Here is a 15,078-nt window from a genome sequence, read left to right on the forward strand (position 1 = left end):
ATCGGTTATCGGTTATCGGTTATCGGTTATCGGTTATCGGTTATCGGTTATCGGTTATCGGTTATCGGTTATCGGTTATCGGTTATCGGTTATCGGTTATCGGTTATCGGTTATCGGTTATCGGTTAAAATGAAGCTAATTCTTAGAAAATTAGTTCGAGTAAATTCAAGTTTTTTTGAAATTCTTTGAATTATTTAGACAAGAATAGATTTAAACAAATAACGGATAACGATTAACTGATAACAGTTAACAAAATTACAATTCATTCATCATCATTTAACTAACAAATCAATGAAAAAACATTTCTTACTTTTATTAATACTCTGTTCCATCAGTTCTTTTGCCCAAGAAAAGACTGAATCAAAACTTAATACTCCCCTTCTCCCTCCTCCTGCTCCAGTTATTACTAAACATCAAACGGTTATTAATGGTCAAACAATTTCATATACTGCCACTACGGGTTATATGGTTTTAAAAGATGAAGCTGGCAAGGCAAAAGGCAATGTATTCTTTATTGCATATACCAAAGATGGCATTACTGATATTACAAAACGACCTGTTACTTATACTTTCAATGGTGGGCCGGGTTCTGCTTCGGTTTGGTTGCACATGGGTGCGATTGGCCCTAAAAGAATTTTGATGTCCGACAAAGGCGATGCTTTAGCTCCTCCTTATAAGTACATTAATAACGAATATTCTTGGTTAGATAAAACTGATTTGGTATTTATCGACCCAATTAATACGGGTTACAGCCGTGCTGTGCAAGGTGAAGACCCAAAACAGTTTTTAGGTTATGTAGAAGACATTGAATCTGTTGGTGAATTCATCAGATTATATACTGTAAAGTACGGTCGTTGGTCGTCTCCTAAGTTTTTGGCTGGCGAAAGTTATGGTACTACTCGCTCAGCGGGACTTTCTGGTTACTTACAAGATAAATTCAATATGTATATCAATGGTATTTCTTTGATTTCTTCGGTATTGAATTTTCAAACCATTCTTTTTGATAAAGGAAATGATTTACCGAACATTCTTTATGTGCCGACTTATACCGCAATGGCTTGGTATCACAAGAAAATCGCTAAAGAATATCAAGGTGACTTACAAAAAACCTTGCGTGAAGCAGAAAGTTTTGCCTTAAATGAATATGCTACGGCTTTAATGAAAGGTGATTTGTTACCAGAAGATGAAAAACAGAAGATTGTACAGAAACTAAGTAAGCTTACGGGTATTTCAGAAACTTTTATTAAAAATGCGAACCTTCGTATTGAAATTAGCCGATTCACTAAGGAATTATTGCGTGATGAAGGCAAAACTGCTGGACGTTTGGACGGTCGTTTTACTGGTATTGACTATGATAATGTTGGTGAACGCTATGAATTCGACCCAAGTTTAGATGCTACCATCTCTGGTCCTTATTCTACGACTGTTAACAACTATTTACGTCAGGAGTTGAAATATGAAAATGATTTGGCTTATTTAATGTTGACGGGACGTGTGCAACCTTGGAATTATAATAATGTACAAAACAAGTACTTAAATGTAGCAGAAACCTTGAGACAAGCGATGGCAAAAAACCCTTATTTAAAAGTATGGATTCCTTCGGCTTATTACGATTTGGCAACGCCATATTTTGCGGCAGAATATGTAGTTTCACACATGGGATTGCGACCAGAACAACGTAAAAACGTTAAGTTTACTTACTTTGAATCTGGACACATGATGTATATTCACAAAGCTTCGTTGATAAAACTGAAAAAAGAAGCCGATGAGTTTTATGATGAGACTTTAAAGTAAAAATTAAAAAGCCTTGACAGAGATATTTGTCAAGGCTTTTTAATTTTTTAGTAAGCAATCCTTTCATTTAAAGGATTGTATTGTTTTTAATTTTCCAATCCCGAAGGGATGAAAGGATTATAGTAATAAATTAAACCTTCTTTGCAAATCACAAACTCCAATAATTGCTTTTTAACCTAAAACTATGAACTGGTGAAAAGATTAGAAATGTTGTTTGGAAAACCCTAAAAGGATGAAATAACACATTCAGTATACCTTTCTTATAATGACAAACAAATAAAACCATTAATCAGAATTATACATTTTTTTCTTGAATGTTAAAATTATTTTATTGTCTGCAAATTTTTTATCTCTAACATTTTCAATATCTTGTCCGTTTATAAACTGAACTTTTCCATTATTGAGTTTCATCATTCTGTTTATTTGCCACATTCCAATACCATCTCCATTTAATTTATACTCTTTAGCAGCTTTTCCAGAGTATCCTTCTATGAAGATTTTCTCAACCTCATCATTATCCACATATAAACTTTTCATTTTAAAATGTACTTCTATTTCATTAACAATTTCTTCAAAGCTTATTTCTACACTAGTATTTGACATAGTATATTTTGAAGCATTTTCAATTAAATGATATAATGCAACTTGTATGCTTTCATAATCTATAAGTACTCTTTCATTAAATGAAGATACATTCACATAAATATTTTGATTTGTAAAATCTACAAAAAAGGTATGCAAAACATTCAGAATTACTTTTCTTATTGGATGTAGAGTAAATTCAAGAGCAGCATCTAATCTATCTAATTTTTTATAAATAGAAAATTCAGTTTTCATGTGTACGTTATGTTTTGCTATACGCAAAAACATAGTTGCTGTATTCTTGATATTCTTCTTAATTTCTACTTGAATAAATTCTAATAATCTTTGATAATTGGTTCCAAGTAATTCTTGTGGAATAAAATCATCTATTTCTTGAATATTATGTGCATTAAGCGATGTTAAATTATGTATGAGTCTATTAACACGCTGTTGTTCTATCTGTTTAGCTTCTATTTCAAATTGCTTTCTTGGTATAAGTAAATCATAAAAAGCATAAGATAAACCTTCTAATTTATCTCTAAATAACTTAGTAGTTTTTGTTTCATCACATAAAAAAGTTATTCCGTTGTTATTTACTACTTTACCTTGACGTCTAATTCCACCATATTTAGGACAATTTTGAACAAGACTACCTCTAGAGTTACAATTTAAGTAACACTCTTTGCATTCAATACCAAGGTTATCGCTTATCAACTCATTGTCATGAGAAGTAATTGAGTAATGTTTTTTCATTAGACTTTCATTAAATTTTCTATTAGGTTTATAAATTGATAAGCATCAGCATTTTTTGGTAAACAATGATCAACTTCTCTTAAAGCTTGATGGAATCTATCGCCTGTAGTTTCAGCGGAATAAATTACAATTTTCTTTTTTGGATATTTCTTTTTTAGTGCAGATGCTAAACCCAGACCTTGATCTTCAAACAATTCTAACCCAACACCATTAATATCAACAAAAATTATATCGCTTTCTCTGACGATTGCAACATCTAAATTGTTTATATCTTTAACAGATTTGGTAAATATCCATCCTGCCTTTTTGAGAATTGAAACAATTTTGTATTCAGTGTGATTATCATCAATAAATAATATTTTTGTTGTTGCTTTCATATTCTCATCACTATTATTTGAGTTCAAAGAACCATTATGTTGTTTTTCGTTATTATTTATGATGTTTGTAATATTTACAGGAACATTAGTTTTATTTGAAAATGTCGAACTGTTATTAAAGCTATTATTACTAAAATTTCCATCATCTTTCTTCTCCTGAGGTTTTTTTTTATAATTTTTATAAGCAATTGTTATACTTACAAAAGTTGCTGATAATGCTACTAAATAATACCAATTAACTGTCCAAAAATTAGAAGTATCCATTTTAATTTGAAAAAACATTATTATTTTATTTTAAAACATACTAACATTAAACAAAATTGTTTTCTGGGAATATGTTAATGTTTCACAAAACACTCCTTTCTCAACTGCAAATCAAAATTTTTCTTAAAAAACTTTTTACTTTTTTATTTTACGGTAAAAACAAAAGCTTAATCAACTAATAATAAACCATTTATAAAAAACAACAATTACCAAAAGATAAAACAATACACTCTCCAATAGCCAACAATAAAAATCGCCAGCCATTGGAAAGGTTCTATAAACAAATTATAAATTTACTCTTTCAGCACTACCAAAAGCTTATTCACAACCCCTCTTTTTACTAGGTAATTCTGTTCTGTGTGGCTTTGATAACCTGTTGCTTGTACGTTTACTTGATATTTGCCGTAACTAATGGGCTTGAAGTTGAAGTTTCCTTCGTCGTCGCTTGTGGCTGAGTAGGTTGTTTTGCCTGTAAGGGTAATCTTGACACCTTGTATGACTGTTCCGTCTTTTGCTGCACTGATATTTCCTTTAATTTGTGTAGTTGTTTTGGTCGGAGCATCTACATGTCGGATACTTTTGTAAGCATTTACAAACTCAGGATGTGCTTTGGTAAAAAATGCCAACAATTTATCTAATCGGTTCTTTAATAGCTCATCGGTTTCCTTAAAGAGATTATTAAGTGAAATAACCACACTTGATTTTTCTGATTTTGTCATTTTTGTTGAGGGCAAAGCATTGGTATAAGCACTCATAGCATCGGCAAATTCTTGTAATTTGGTGGCATCTATGCCATAACTGCCCAAAGAGGCTAAATTTGCCTGTGTGGCATTGAAGATAATTTTAACAGTTGGGATAATTAAATCTTCTCTGAGCCTCCTAAGCTCATTGTAAGTATAATTTACCTCCTGTTTTAATACCTCATTTTTAACAACATTGGCATAAGCAAAAACAAATCCTGCGATTTCGGAAGCAACAGTGCAAAGATTGTGTTTGATTACCGTTTTGTCATTTGTAATGCCACTGGTATGCTTTATATCTGTGGAGACAAAATTGAGGATGTCGCTAATTTTAGCATTTAATTCGTTGAGTCCTTCTGTAAAGGCAGCGTTGCCTGCGGTAATTGTAGGATTGTTTGCACACAACAGTTGTACGCTTTGGTACATACTTAGTTTGGATTCTTGTAACGAGGTCATAAGAAATGGGGTTTAAATGTTAAAAAAAATTGTAGTGTTTATTGTTATTGTTTATTTATCTTTTTTAAAATATTGTAGCGTTAATTTCCTTTAATCCCTTCTTTTCTTTATGTAGCCTGTCTATCTCATTAAAAGGTAAAACTGTTGTATCACATTAGCTCTAAAATTCTAAATAAAGCTTTCCATTAATAGATTTTAAATTGGGTTTTGCATAGTTATTAGGTGGTTTAGCAGAATATTCTTTACTCATTACAAAATCATTTGAGGGCTTCACAAAATATTTTCCCATCATTTCACAACCATCTGAGAGCTTCACAAAATATTTTCCCATCATTTCAAAATCATCTGAGTGCTTCACAAAATATTTTCCCGTCTTTGCACAATCATCTGAGGGATTCACAAAATATTTTCTCATCATTGCACAATCATTTGAGGGACTCACAAAATATTTTCCCATCATTTCAAAATCATCTGAGGACTCACAAAATATTTTCCCATCATTTCAAAATCATCTGAGGACTCCACAAAATATTTTCTCATCATTTCAAAATCATTTGAGGGCTTCACAAAATATTTTCCCGTCTTTGCACAATCATTTGATGCTTTGCTCCATTATTAGCGGACTTCGCAAGTTTACCTCCCGCCTTTGCTTTATCATTAGCGAGCTTCACAAGATTACTTCCCGCTCTTGCTTCATCACTAGTGGGCTTCGCAAGTTTATTTCCCGCCTTTGCTTCATCATTAGCGGGCATCACAAGATTATTTCCCGCTTTTGCTTCATCATTAGCGGGCTTCGCAAGTTTATTTCCCGCTTTTGCTTCACTATCAGCGGGCTTCGCAAGTTTATTTCCCGCTCTTGCTTCATCATTAGCGGGCTTCACAAGATTGTTTTGATGTAATTTTTCTCAATCATTGGGCTTTATTGAGTCGTTATATAGGCTTTTAACATTCTCTTTTTAAGGTATAAATTCTGTTGGATTATCATTTATTTTTCATCTATTTCAAACTTAATTAATAGAAAGGTAAACTCAAAGTAATACTCAGAAAACTTATTAAACGGTAAATCTTGTGAGGGGATTTCAGGAAGAAAACAACCTCATCCCCCAGCCCCTTCTCTTGTAGAGAAGGGGAGCAGACTTTGGTGTTTAAAAAACTCCCTTCTCAACAGGAGAAGAGCTGGGGATGAGGTTGTATTGACAACAAAAAAATACCCTCCTCAGCACGAGAAGGGTAATAGTTACAACAGGTTATTGATAAGAGATAATGCTTGCTATGTTATTCTAATTACTTTTAATGGTTCTAATTTTTTTAGTAGTATTCACAATTAAAAATCTCCGAATTCCTCTACTAAATACCGCTGAACAATGGTAATATCTCCTTTTGATGTTAAATCTGGCACGTTTTCTTCAACGGGAACAGTAATTACTTTTTTCTGATTTTCTCTAGCCATCTTCATTACGGCACTTGGTAATTCACGTTCGTTACGTACTGGATTAAAAGGCTCTTTACTAACATATTCCAGAATATCATCATAATTAAAATGAAATACATTCATGTTTACACCAATCTTTCCGTTTTTATCTCTAGCAGATTCTATCTGTTCATCATTTGGTTTCTCAATGATTTCTACCAAATAGCCTTCTTCATCGGCTTTAATCACAGCAAATGCTTTTACTCTTTCTGGGGCTACGCCCAAAGCGATACTTTCATAAGATACTACTGCATTTTGTACAGGGTTTTCTCTTAATAAAGTAAGTACTTTTACAGAATAAAGATTATCTGAATTGCAAACAGTAAATCTTTCTCCTTTCCATTCAGGTGTTTGCTCTAAAGCTTGTTGAATGGCGTCGGCAGTACCAGCGGGTTTCTCACGGTCGGGAGCAATTTGCTGAGTAGCATATTTAAAAGTAATTCCCCAAGCCTTGTTTTCAGCAACCAATTGATCGTAATAAGGTTTGGTAACGTGGTCTTTAGGGTTCTTTAAAATCAAAACTTCTGTATAACCTGCACGATGTGCGTTATAAATTAAATAATCCATAAATGGGCGACCATCTTTTCCTACACCAATCATTCCTTTCGGAAGTGTATTTGCTTGTTCAATCAATGTAGAATCTAAGGTTTCATTGCCTTCTGCTTTTTTCATTCTTGACGACATACCGCCCGCCATGATTAATAATTTTGCCATTTAAAGATTTTTGTTTTGCTGGTTTGGTTAATTGTCAAAACTTGTGCCTTCGTCGATTTGAATGACATAAGCCTTACCTCCTTCATTTTCAATACTTTTAGCAACTTCTTCAGGGTTTTCTGGTGCATATACAAACATACATCCACCACCACCAGAACCATTTATTTTACCTCCAAATGCTCCTGATGCTTTTGCTGCTGCTAACATCCTATCAATTTTAGGAGTTGATATTTTTAATAATGCTTGTAAATTTAACTGATGTTGATTTAATAATTCACCAAATCTTTGATGATTCAATGTTTTAGCCTTTAACAATGCCAATGCTTCAATCAAAATCTCTCTATTATCAATATTGGCTTTGATTAAATCTAATTCTTCTTTGGTAATCAAAGAGGCAAATTCTTTCGTGTCTTCTTGCTGAACGCTAAATAAAGAAAAATCAGGATAAGCTATTTTAATTTTTTCTACAGCTTCTAAAACACCATATTTTACTCTTTTTAAAATACCTACTGTATCTTTTGGTTCTAAAGAATCTCCTAAAACAAAGCTTCCAAATGTTGGTTTTAGGGTCTCAACCTTAATTACTGGCGTTGATTCCAGATAAATAACATTTCCAACTGCGGTTGAATAATGATCCATCATCCCTCCTGCTTCATTAAACTCTACGACTTCGGCTCTATAAGCAATTTCCGCTATTTCGTTAGCAGTAAGCGGATTAGGTTCATCAGCTATTCTTGATAAAAAATGAATCCAGTTGGCTAATAATGCAGAAGAACTTGATGTTCCTGAATTAATGGGAATATTTCCTTGAACAGTACATTCTAAACCTTTTTTAAAAGTATAGCCTTGTCTTTGTAAAATATTCAAAGCCGAACGAAAATAATCTCTTTTGTGTAAATAAGGTAATTCTGGATAGATTTCGAAACTGATTTCCTCCTCTATATCGGGTAAATGTATAATTGCCTTTCCATCATTTCTATTTTCTCCAGTAATACTTACTCTTTTAGAAATAGCTGCGGCAATTACAGGTAATCCTAGATAATCTTGATGTTCGCCAAAAAGACAAATTCTTCCTGGTGTTGATACTTTAATTTTATTACTCATTAATGTCGGTAATTAATTACTGCAAAAATAGTGAATTGATTTGAAAGTGAGGTTTTTTGATTTGAAAATTTGAAATTATTTGCGTGAAAAGACCTCACCCCCAGCCCCTCTTCGTCAGAGAGGGGAGCTTTCAGTACCAAAGTCATTCCTTTTAGCTAAGGTGAAATAAATTTGAAGAAACATTACTATAAGCACTTGATAATCAACATCAAAACCCTCCAACCACTCCCCTTCTCTACAGGAGAAGGGGCTGGGGGATGAGGTTCTAAACTTAGAATATCTCCTATTGTCAATGGATAAAAAAAACACTTAAACCCATTTTCAAATCTTCAAATTACCAAATTTTCAAATTAGAATCTAATACTCATCCGTTAATCCAAAAATACGTTTATTGGTTTTCCATTTCCCTCTGGTAAAGTCTGGAATTTCTACTGAAGCGGAGTTTTTAGCGATTGAAAGCTCTGATAATGGACTAATTGCTGACCAAACCGCTGCATCATATACATCAATCGGTGGTGCTACCTTTCTTTTGATAGATTCTACAAAAGCTCTTAACACAAAATAATCAATTCCGCCATGACCAGCGTTTTCTGCATCTTTGGCGTGGGCTTTCCAAAGTGGATGGTCGTATTTATCTTGATATTCTTTGAATGGCTCCCAACGGTCGTGGTTTTTGGCTAAACTTTCTAAGTAAATCGATTTGTTATCTTCTGTCCAGATACCTTCTGTGCCTTGTACTCTGAAACCAAGTGAGTATGGACGAGGTAAATTGGTATCATGTGTAATTAAAATACTTTCTCCGTTGGCACATTTTATAACTGTTGTTACCACATCACCTAATTTGAATTTTACTTTGGCATTTGGATGGTCGGCTCCGCCTTTTTTAACGATATAATCATGCAAACCTCTTGCTTTTGTAGCAGTTGAAGTAAGCGAAAGGAATCTATTTCCACGGTTAATATCAATCATTTCTGCCACTGGGCCTAATCCGTGCGTCGGATAGACATCTCCATTTCTATCAACTGAGTGTTGAGTTCGCCATTTTGCTTCTGAGAAACCTTTTTCGCCAAATTCTACTCCTCCACCATAAGCTTGCTTACCATCATTGAATTTTACCCCTCTTAAATCATGTTGGTAGCCACATTGCAAGTGAATTAATTCGCCAAAAAGATTCTGACGCACCATGTTTAAGACCGCCAACACATCACGACGATAACAAACATTTTCCAGAATCATACAATGCGAACCTGTTTTCTCGAAAGTATTCACCAAATCCCAAGATTCTTGCAAAGTAACCGTCGCCGACACTTCAACACCAGCATATTTTCCAGCCTTCATCGTAGCAAGCGACATCGGAACGTGCCATTCCCAAGGCGTAGCGATAATAATACCGTCTAAATCATCTCTTTTAACCATGTTTTCAAAGTCACGGTCATTTTTTTGATAAACTGCAGGTTCTTTTCTTCCTTTATCTTTTATCATTTTCAAAGAAATAGCAATAGCATTTGGGTCTATATCACAAATAGCGTTGATTTCAACGTCGTCACGGTACATTGCCATTTCGAGATGATTTCTTCCACGAAGTCCAACACCAATAAACCCAAGGCGAACCTTTTTTTCTTCTTGTTTAGCACCGAAAATAAAATTAGGAATTGTAAGAGCAGCAGTACTAGCCAGCGCAGTGGATTGAATAAATTGACGTCTTTGCATAGTTGGAGTTTGATGAATTCATTAACAGATAATTATTTGACATCTATTCTAGTTTTTTGAACCTAGATAGCTGAAATTATGTTGTAACCTAAGAAAATATTTTGAGAAAAAGAACCATATTTTCTTACATCAATTAAGTTTAACAGATATTATTTGTCAAATCATCCTCAATAAGTAATTGATTACTGATTAATTTTGTTTTTCTTAATGATGAAGCATGATAACTCAACACACAAATACATTTGTTTAATTATTTTATAAATTACTTAAACAAAACTTTTATTCAACGTGTTGATAGTAGTGAGTAAGATAAACGCTGATTTAGTTTAATAGTGTTGCTGACAACCTTTCAGACGGCTTTTAAACTTTGAGACTAAATTCCGCATAATTGTCTCCAACTTTTAAATGATTTGTGATACTTTTTCACCCATTCAAAAGTTGAAATTTATTTAATCAACAAAAACATGATGCCAAAAAGAGTGTCGGTGTTTAGAAAAGAGCATTTTAATGCTGCACACCGACTGAATAATCCGAATTGGTCGGATGAAAAAAATGAACGTGTCTATGGAAAATGTAATAATTTCAATTATCACGGTCATAATTATGAACTAATTGTACAAGTAACGGGAGAAATAGATGCTGAGACGGGTTATGTGATTGATATGAAAGTATTAAGCGAACTTATTAAGGTAGAAATCCTCGATAGATTTGATCATAAGAACTTAAATCTGGACACAGAGGAATTTAAAGACCTCAATCCATCTGCTGAAAATATCGCAATTGTGATTCATGACAAACTAAAAACCAAAATCAACTCAAATTTTGACCTTAAAATTAGACTATATGAAACCGAACGAAACTTTGTTGAATACCCTGTTAGTTGATAACAATAATAAGATTAGGTTTACGGATGATGAAATCGGTGATGAGCATATCATGACATCGGTGGATACTCCCATGCGTGAAGATGCTTTTGATATGAGCGATGAAGAGAAAATGGCTCAGATTGAATACCATTTCAAACAAATCATGGAAACATTGGGTCTTGATTTGACGGATGATTCATTAAAAGGTACACCTAAAAGAGTAGCAAAAATGTATGTAAAGGAAATTTTCAGTGGTCTTGACCCTAAAAATATGCCTTCAGTTGCTCTGTTTGAGAATAAATATCAATACAATGAAATGTTGGTAGAAAAAAACATTTCATTTTACTCGAATTGCGAACATCACTTTGTACCAATATTCGGAAAAGCACACGTTGCCTATATTGCAAACGGACAAGTAATTGGTTTATCTAAATTAAACCGAATTGTTCAGCACTTTGCGAAGCGTCCACAAGTCCAAGAAAGACTTACGATGCAAATTGCCAAAGAATTACAAAAGCTTTTAGGAACTGAAGACGTAGCCATTATGATTGATGCCAAACATCTTTGTGTTGCTTCAAGAGGCGTAAAAGATGATACTTCATCAACCATAACAAGTTTTTATGGCGGTAAATTCGCAGAAGAAGCTACAAAAGCTGAATTCTTGAAATACATCACAGCATAAATCAAATAATTGGTTTAACAAAAATCCATTCAGTTTTTGAGTGGATTTTTTGTTTTAAGAGTAGCTTGAAAAGCTTTTTTTAGGTTTAGCTGAAATTCAATAAAGCTAAATACAATTCGCTTTACATTTAGTTTTTATGCAAAAATTAAAGAACATTCAGCCCCGATAAACGTTTTAAGTATATCGGGCTTTTTTATGCAAACTATAATTCAATGATAGAATCACTTATCTTTGCATTGAACAATTCACAAATCCATGTCAACTACTCAAACTTTAAATAACCTGATTGAAAATGGCAATCGTTATGCCAATTCTTTAACTGAATATTCTCGTAGAAAAACGATTACTGTCAATGTTGGCGATGTACCAATGGGTTCTCATTATCCTATCAGAGTACAATCAATGACAACCATTGATACTTTAGATACAATAGGCTCAGTTGAACAGACCATTAGAATGGTTGAATCTGGTTGTGAATATGTACGTATTACTGCACCATCTGTCAAAGAAGCTCAAAATTTAGATAATATCCGTAAAGAATTAAGAGTAAGAGGTTATAGCGTTCCATTAGTGGCAGATATTCACTTTACGCCCAATGCAGCAGAATTAGCAGCAAGGTTGGTAGAAAAAGTAAGAATCAATCCCGGAAATTATGCTGATAAAAAACGTTTCGAAACGATAGATTATACAGAAATTGGTTATCAAGTAGAATTAGATAGAATCAGAGATAAGTTTTTGCCTTTGGTAAATATCTGTAAAGAGTATGGCACTGCCATGCGAATTGGTACAAATCATGGTTCTTTGAGTGATAGAATTTTAAGTAGATATGGCGATACTCCGCTAGGAATGGTAGAATCGGCTTTAGAGTTTTTAAGAATCTGCGAAGACGAAAATTACTTCAATATCGTACTTTCAATGAAAGCTTCAAATACCCAAGTAATGGTGGAAGCTTACAGATTATTATGTAAAAAACTGAATGAAGAAGGTTTAAAAGCATATCCATTACATTTGGGCGTAACCGAAGCAGGTGAAGGCGAAGACGGAAGAATAAAATCAGCCGTTGGCATTGGTACTTTATTAGAAGATGGTTTGGGCGATACTGTTAGGGTTTCTCTAACAGAAGATCCTGAATTTGAAGCACCAGTAGCCAAAGCTTTGATTGATAGATATTCAAACAGAAAAGAAAAATCAACAATTATTCCCAATTTCATTCAGCACTCACAACTCATAACTCACAACTCCTTCGATTCTCCTATTAACCCATTCCAGTATTTCAGAAGAAGTACGCATGAAGTAGCAAATTTTGGCGGACATAATGTGCCAAGAGTCATTGCAGATTATTCACAAATTGAAGTTTCAGAACATGAAGATTTAAAGACGATTGGTCATTTTTATTTGCCTTTGCCAGATAAATGGACGATGAATGATTTGGGTGCAGATTATATTTATACTGCTAAAAATCCTGCTAAATATATGCTCCCAATGGGTTTAAAAGAAATTTTAGACGCATCAGTTTGGGCAGAACAAAGCGATAAAGTGAATAAATTTCCATTATTCAATATTGAAGCTTATCAAGCTAACACAGAAAAACATGAAACGTTAAACTTTTTAAGTATCAGTTTAACAGATTTGACGGAGGAATTAATTCAAACAATAAAAACAGACAAAAGATTAGTATTAGTGGTAGAAACAAGTAATGAACACGCCATGCCAGCATTGCGTCGTTTATTTTTTGAATTGATAAACCAAGAAATTACAACACCAGCAGTGATTTTAAGAAAATATGAAAATCTACCAGAAAGTGATTTTCAATTATTTTCTGCAACCGATTGTGGAGGATTATTGATTGATGGTTTTGGTGATGGAATCTTACTAAAATTACCAGATTTATCAGAAAAAGCTGAACTAATCGCTAAATCAAAAAGTTACAATTCAACAGCTTTTGGTATTTTACAGGCTGCTCGTACACGTATGAGTAAGACTGAATATATCTCTTGTCCTTCGTGTGGAAGAACACTTTTCGATTTGCAAGAAACCACTGCCTTAATTCGTAAAAGAACAGAACATTTGAAAGGAGTAAAAATAGGCATTATGGGTTGTATCGTAAATGGTCCAGGCGAAATGGCTGATGCAGACTATGGTTATGTTGGTGTTGGGAAAGACAAAATCGCATTGTATCGTGGACAAAACGTAGTAAAAAAATCTGTTCATGCTGATAATGCAGTTAATGAATTAATAGAAATCATTAAAGAAGACGGTGTTTGGTTTGAACCAGCAAATATTTGAGTTATGAATTTTGAATTATGAGTGATGAATTAAAGGCAGTAATTCTTGTGCGATTTCTTAATCATTATTCATGGAAAGTAAAAAAGCTTATGGCTTAAAGCCATTCAATTATAAACAAATACAACCATGTCAAAATTGAAAGAACAGTTTAAATTAGGAGAAGCTTTTGGATACTTCTTTAGAATATTCAGCAAACCTGATCCAACAAAGCCGACTAATTTTAACATCAAAACCATGCACATCATCAATAAAATATCAATTTTGATGTTTTTAATGTGTTTGATTGTAATGATTTACAGAGCTTTTTTTAGATGATACACAGATTTGACAACTTTCAGAAAGTTGTCAAATCTATAATACTTAATACCATGAATATTGAAGAATTTAGAGATTTCTGCCTTTCTATGAAAGGTGTAACCGAAGAATTACCTTTCGGACCAGATACTTTGGTTTACAAAGTAATGGGCAAAATATTTGCCTTGACAGGTCTTGATTCTGAAATGTTTACGATTAATCTTAAATGCGATCCAGATAGAGCAATTCAATTGCGTGAAGAATTTCATTACATTATTCCGGGTTATCACATGAACAAAAAACATTGGAATACCGTCAATGCGGACATTGCTTCAACAACACAAATAAAAGAATTAACGGAACATTCTTATCAATTAGTGGTTTCAAGCTTACCCAAAAAAGTACAAGCAGAATTTCAAAATTTATAAGTGTTATGGAATGGATTTTATTATTTTTCTTCCTACCATTTGTGCTGACCATGATGTTTTTCAATTGGTTGGAAGAGAAGCTATTTAACTTTCGTGACCGTGAAAAGTTAGGAGAAGGCGAAAGGTTACTTCATGAAAGCAAATTTGTAGAAGCACAAGCATTCTTTACAGAAAAACTAAAGTACTTCCCAAAATCTTCAAAAGCCTATTTTCATAGAAGCAAAGCAAACTACATGCTTAAAAATTACTTTTCGGCATTGTATGACATCGAACAATCTATTTCGTTTGATAATACCGTTGGAGAAGCCTACGTCATCAAAGGAAAAGTACTTTATCAATTAAAAGAATATGACAAAGCTTTTTTAGAGTTTGATAAAGCAGATTGGTATTTCAGAAGTGAAAATCCAGAAACTTTACGTTGGCGTGGAATGGCTCGTTATTGTATCGGTCAAATAGAAAATGCCATCAATGATTTCAACAGAGCTGTTGATTTAGGTGATGAAGATGCTTCTTACATACTTAGAACAAAATTTGAATATTTAAAAAAGAAGTATTAA

16 protein-coding genes are annotated in these 15,078 nt (G+C 33.3%); 8 read left to right on the forward strand and 8 right to left on the reverse strand.

Going from position 1 to position 15,078, the window contains the following annotated elements; translation table 11 throughout:
• Both VB776_RS00035 and VB776_RS00040 read left to right on the forward strand, forming a co-directional pair.
• A partial coding sequence (locus VB776_RS00035; protein ID WP_407653768.1) for a hypothetical protein occupies window positions 1-189 on the forward strand: 189 nt, incomplete at its 5' end.
• Between the two features lie 102 nt (window positions 190-291).
• Window positions 292-1,794 carry a S10 family peptidase gene (locus tag VB776_RS00040; protein ID WP_323324775.1) on the forward strand — a complete coding sequence of 501 codons (1,503 nt, stop codon included), beginning with the start codon at window positions 292-294 and terminating at the stop codon, window positions 1,792-1,794.
• 285 nt (window positions 1,795-2,079) lie between these two features.
• Here VB776_RS00040 and VB776_RS00045 read toward each other — a convergent pair whose 3' ends face one another.
• The 8 genes from VB776_RS00045 to VB776_RS00080 form a co-directional block, all read right to left on the reverse strand.
• Window positions 2,080-3,129, reverse strand: coding sequence for a histidine kinase (locus VB776_RS00045; protein WP_323324777.1), 1,050 nt, complete (start codon window positions 3,127-3,129; stop codon window positions 2,080-2,082).
• Window positions 3,129-3,788, reverse strand: a complete 660-nt coding sequence (locus VB776_RS00050) for a hypothetical protein (protein ID WP_323324779.1) — start codon at window positions 3,786-3,788, stop codon at window positions 3,129-3,131. The genes VB776_RS00045 and VB776_RS00050 overlap by 1 nt, the downstream gene beginning before the upstream one ends.
• Window positions 3,789-4,063: 275 nt before the next feature.
• Window positions 4,064-4,966, reverse strand: coding sequence for a carboxypeptidase-like regulatory domain-containing protein (locus VB776_RS00055; RefSeq protein ID WP_323324781.1), 903 nt, complete (start codon window positions 4,964-4,966; stop codon window positions 4,064-4,066).
• Between the two features lie 160 nt (window positions 4,967-5,126).
• Window positions 5,127-5,384, reverse strand: coding sequence for a hypothetical protein (locus tag VB776_RS00060; RefSeq protein WP_323324783.1), 258 nt, complete (start codon window positions 5,382-5,384; stop codon window positions 5,127-5,129).
• 145 nt (window positions 5,385-5,529) lie between these two features.
• Window positions 5,530-5,847: a hypothetical protein gene (locus tag VB776_RS00065; RefSeq protein ID WP_323324785.1), complete on the reverse strand. Its 318-nt coding sequence runs from the start codon at window positions 5,845-5,847 to the stop codon at window positions 5,530-5,532.
• 443 nt (window positions 5,848-6,290) lie between these two features.
• Complete coding sequence (locus VB776_RS00070) at window positions 6,291-7,151, reverse strand: sugar phosphate nucleotidyltransferase (RefSeq protein WP_323324787.1); 861 nt, start codon at window positions 7,149-7,151, stop codon at window positions 6,291-6,293.
• A gap of 27 nt (window positions 7,152-7,178) precedes the next feature.
• A complete protein-coding gene (locus VB776_RS00075) occupies window positions 7,179-8,255 on the reverse strand; it encodes a GHMP family kinase ATP-binding protein (protein WP_323324789.1) in 1,077 nt (358 codons plus the stop codon).
• Between the two features lie 357 nt (window positions 8,256-8,612).
• The gene (locus tag VB776_RS00080) at window positions 8,613-9,965 is read right to left on the reverse strand and encodes a Gfo/Idh/MocA family protein (protein ID WP_323324791.1); all 1,353 of its coding nucleotides are present in this window, start codon (window positions 9,963-9,965) and stop codon (window positions 8,613-8,615) included.
• Window positions 9,966-10,429: 464 nt separating this feature from the next.
• Here VB776_RS00080 and VB776_RS00085 point away from each other — a divergent pair, with 464 nt between their 5' ends.
• The 6 genes from VB776_RS00085 (at window position 10,430) to VB776_RS00110 (ending at window position 15,078) form a co-directional block, all read left to right on the forward strand.
• Window positions 10,430-10,849, forward strand: a complete 420-nt coding sequence (locus VB776_RS00085; RefSeq protein WP_323324793.1) for a 6-pyruvoyl trahydropterin synthase family protein — start codon at window positions 10,430-10,432, stop codon at window positions 10,847-10,849.
• On the forward strand, window positions 10,809-11,513 hold the full coding sequence (gene folE, locus VB776_RS00090; protein ID WP_323324795.1) for a GTP cyclohydrolase I FolE: 705 nt from the start codon (window positions 10,809-10,811) through the stop codon (window positions 11,511-11,513). The genes VB776_RS00085 and folE overlap by 41 nt, the downstream gene beginning before the upstream one ends.
• Before the next feature lie 255 nt (window positions 11,514-11,768).
• A complete protein-coding gene (gene ispG / locus VB776_RS00095; protein WP_323324797.1) occupies window positions 11,769-13,799 on the forward strand; it encodes a (E)-4-hydroxy-3-methylbut-2-enyl-diphosphate synthase in 2,031 nt (676 codons plus the stop codon).
• Between the two features lie 126 nt (window positions 13,800-13,925).
• Window positions 13,926-14,114 carry a DUF6728 family protein gene (locus VB776_RS00100; RefSeq protein WP_323324799.1) on the forward strand — a complete coding sequence of 63 codons (189 nt, stop codon included), beginning with the start codon at window positions 13,926-13,928 and terminating at the stop codon, window positions 14,112-14,114.
• 53 nt (window positions 14,115-14,167) lie between these two features.
• A complete protein-coding gene (locus VB776_RS00105; protein ID WP_323324801.1) occupies window positions 14,168-14,521 on the forward strand; it encodes an MmcQ/YjbR family DNA-binding protein in 354 nt (117 codons plus the stop codon).
• 5 nt (window positions 14,522-14,526) lie between these two features.
• On the forward strand, window positions 14,527-15,078 hold the full coding sequence (locus tag VB776_RS00110; RefSeq protein WP_323324803.1) for a tetratricopeptide repeat protein: 552 nt from the start codon (window positions 14,527-14,529) through the stop codon (window positions 15,076-15,078).

The organism is Arcicella gelida (assembly GCF_034931025.1).
GTDB classification, from domain to species: Bacteria; Bacteroidota; Bacteroidia; order Cytophagales; family Spirosomataceae; genus Arcicella; species Arcicella gelida.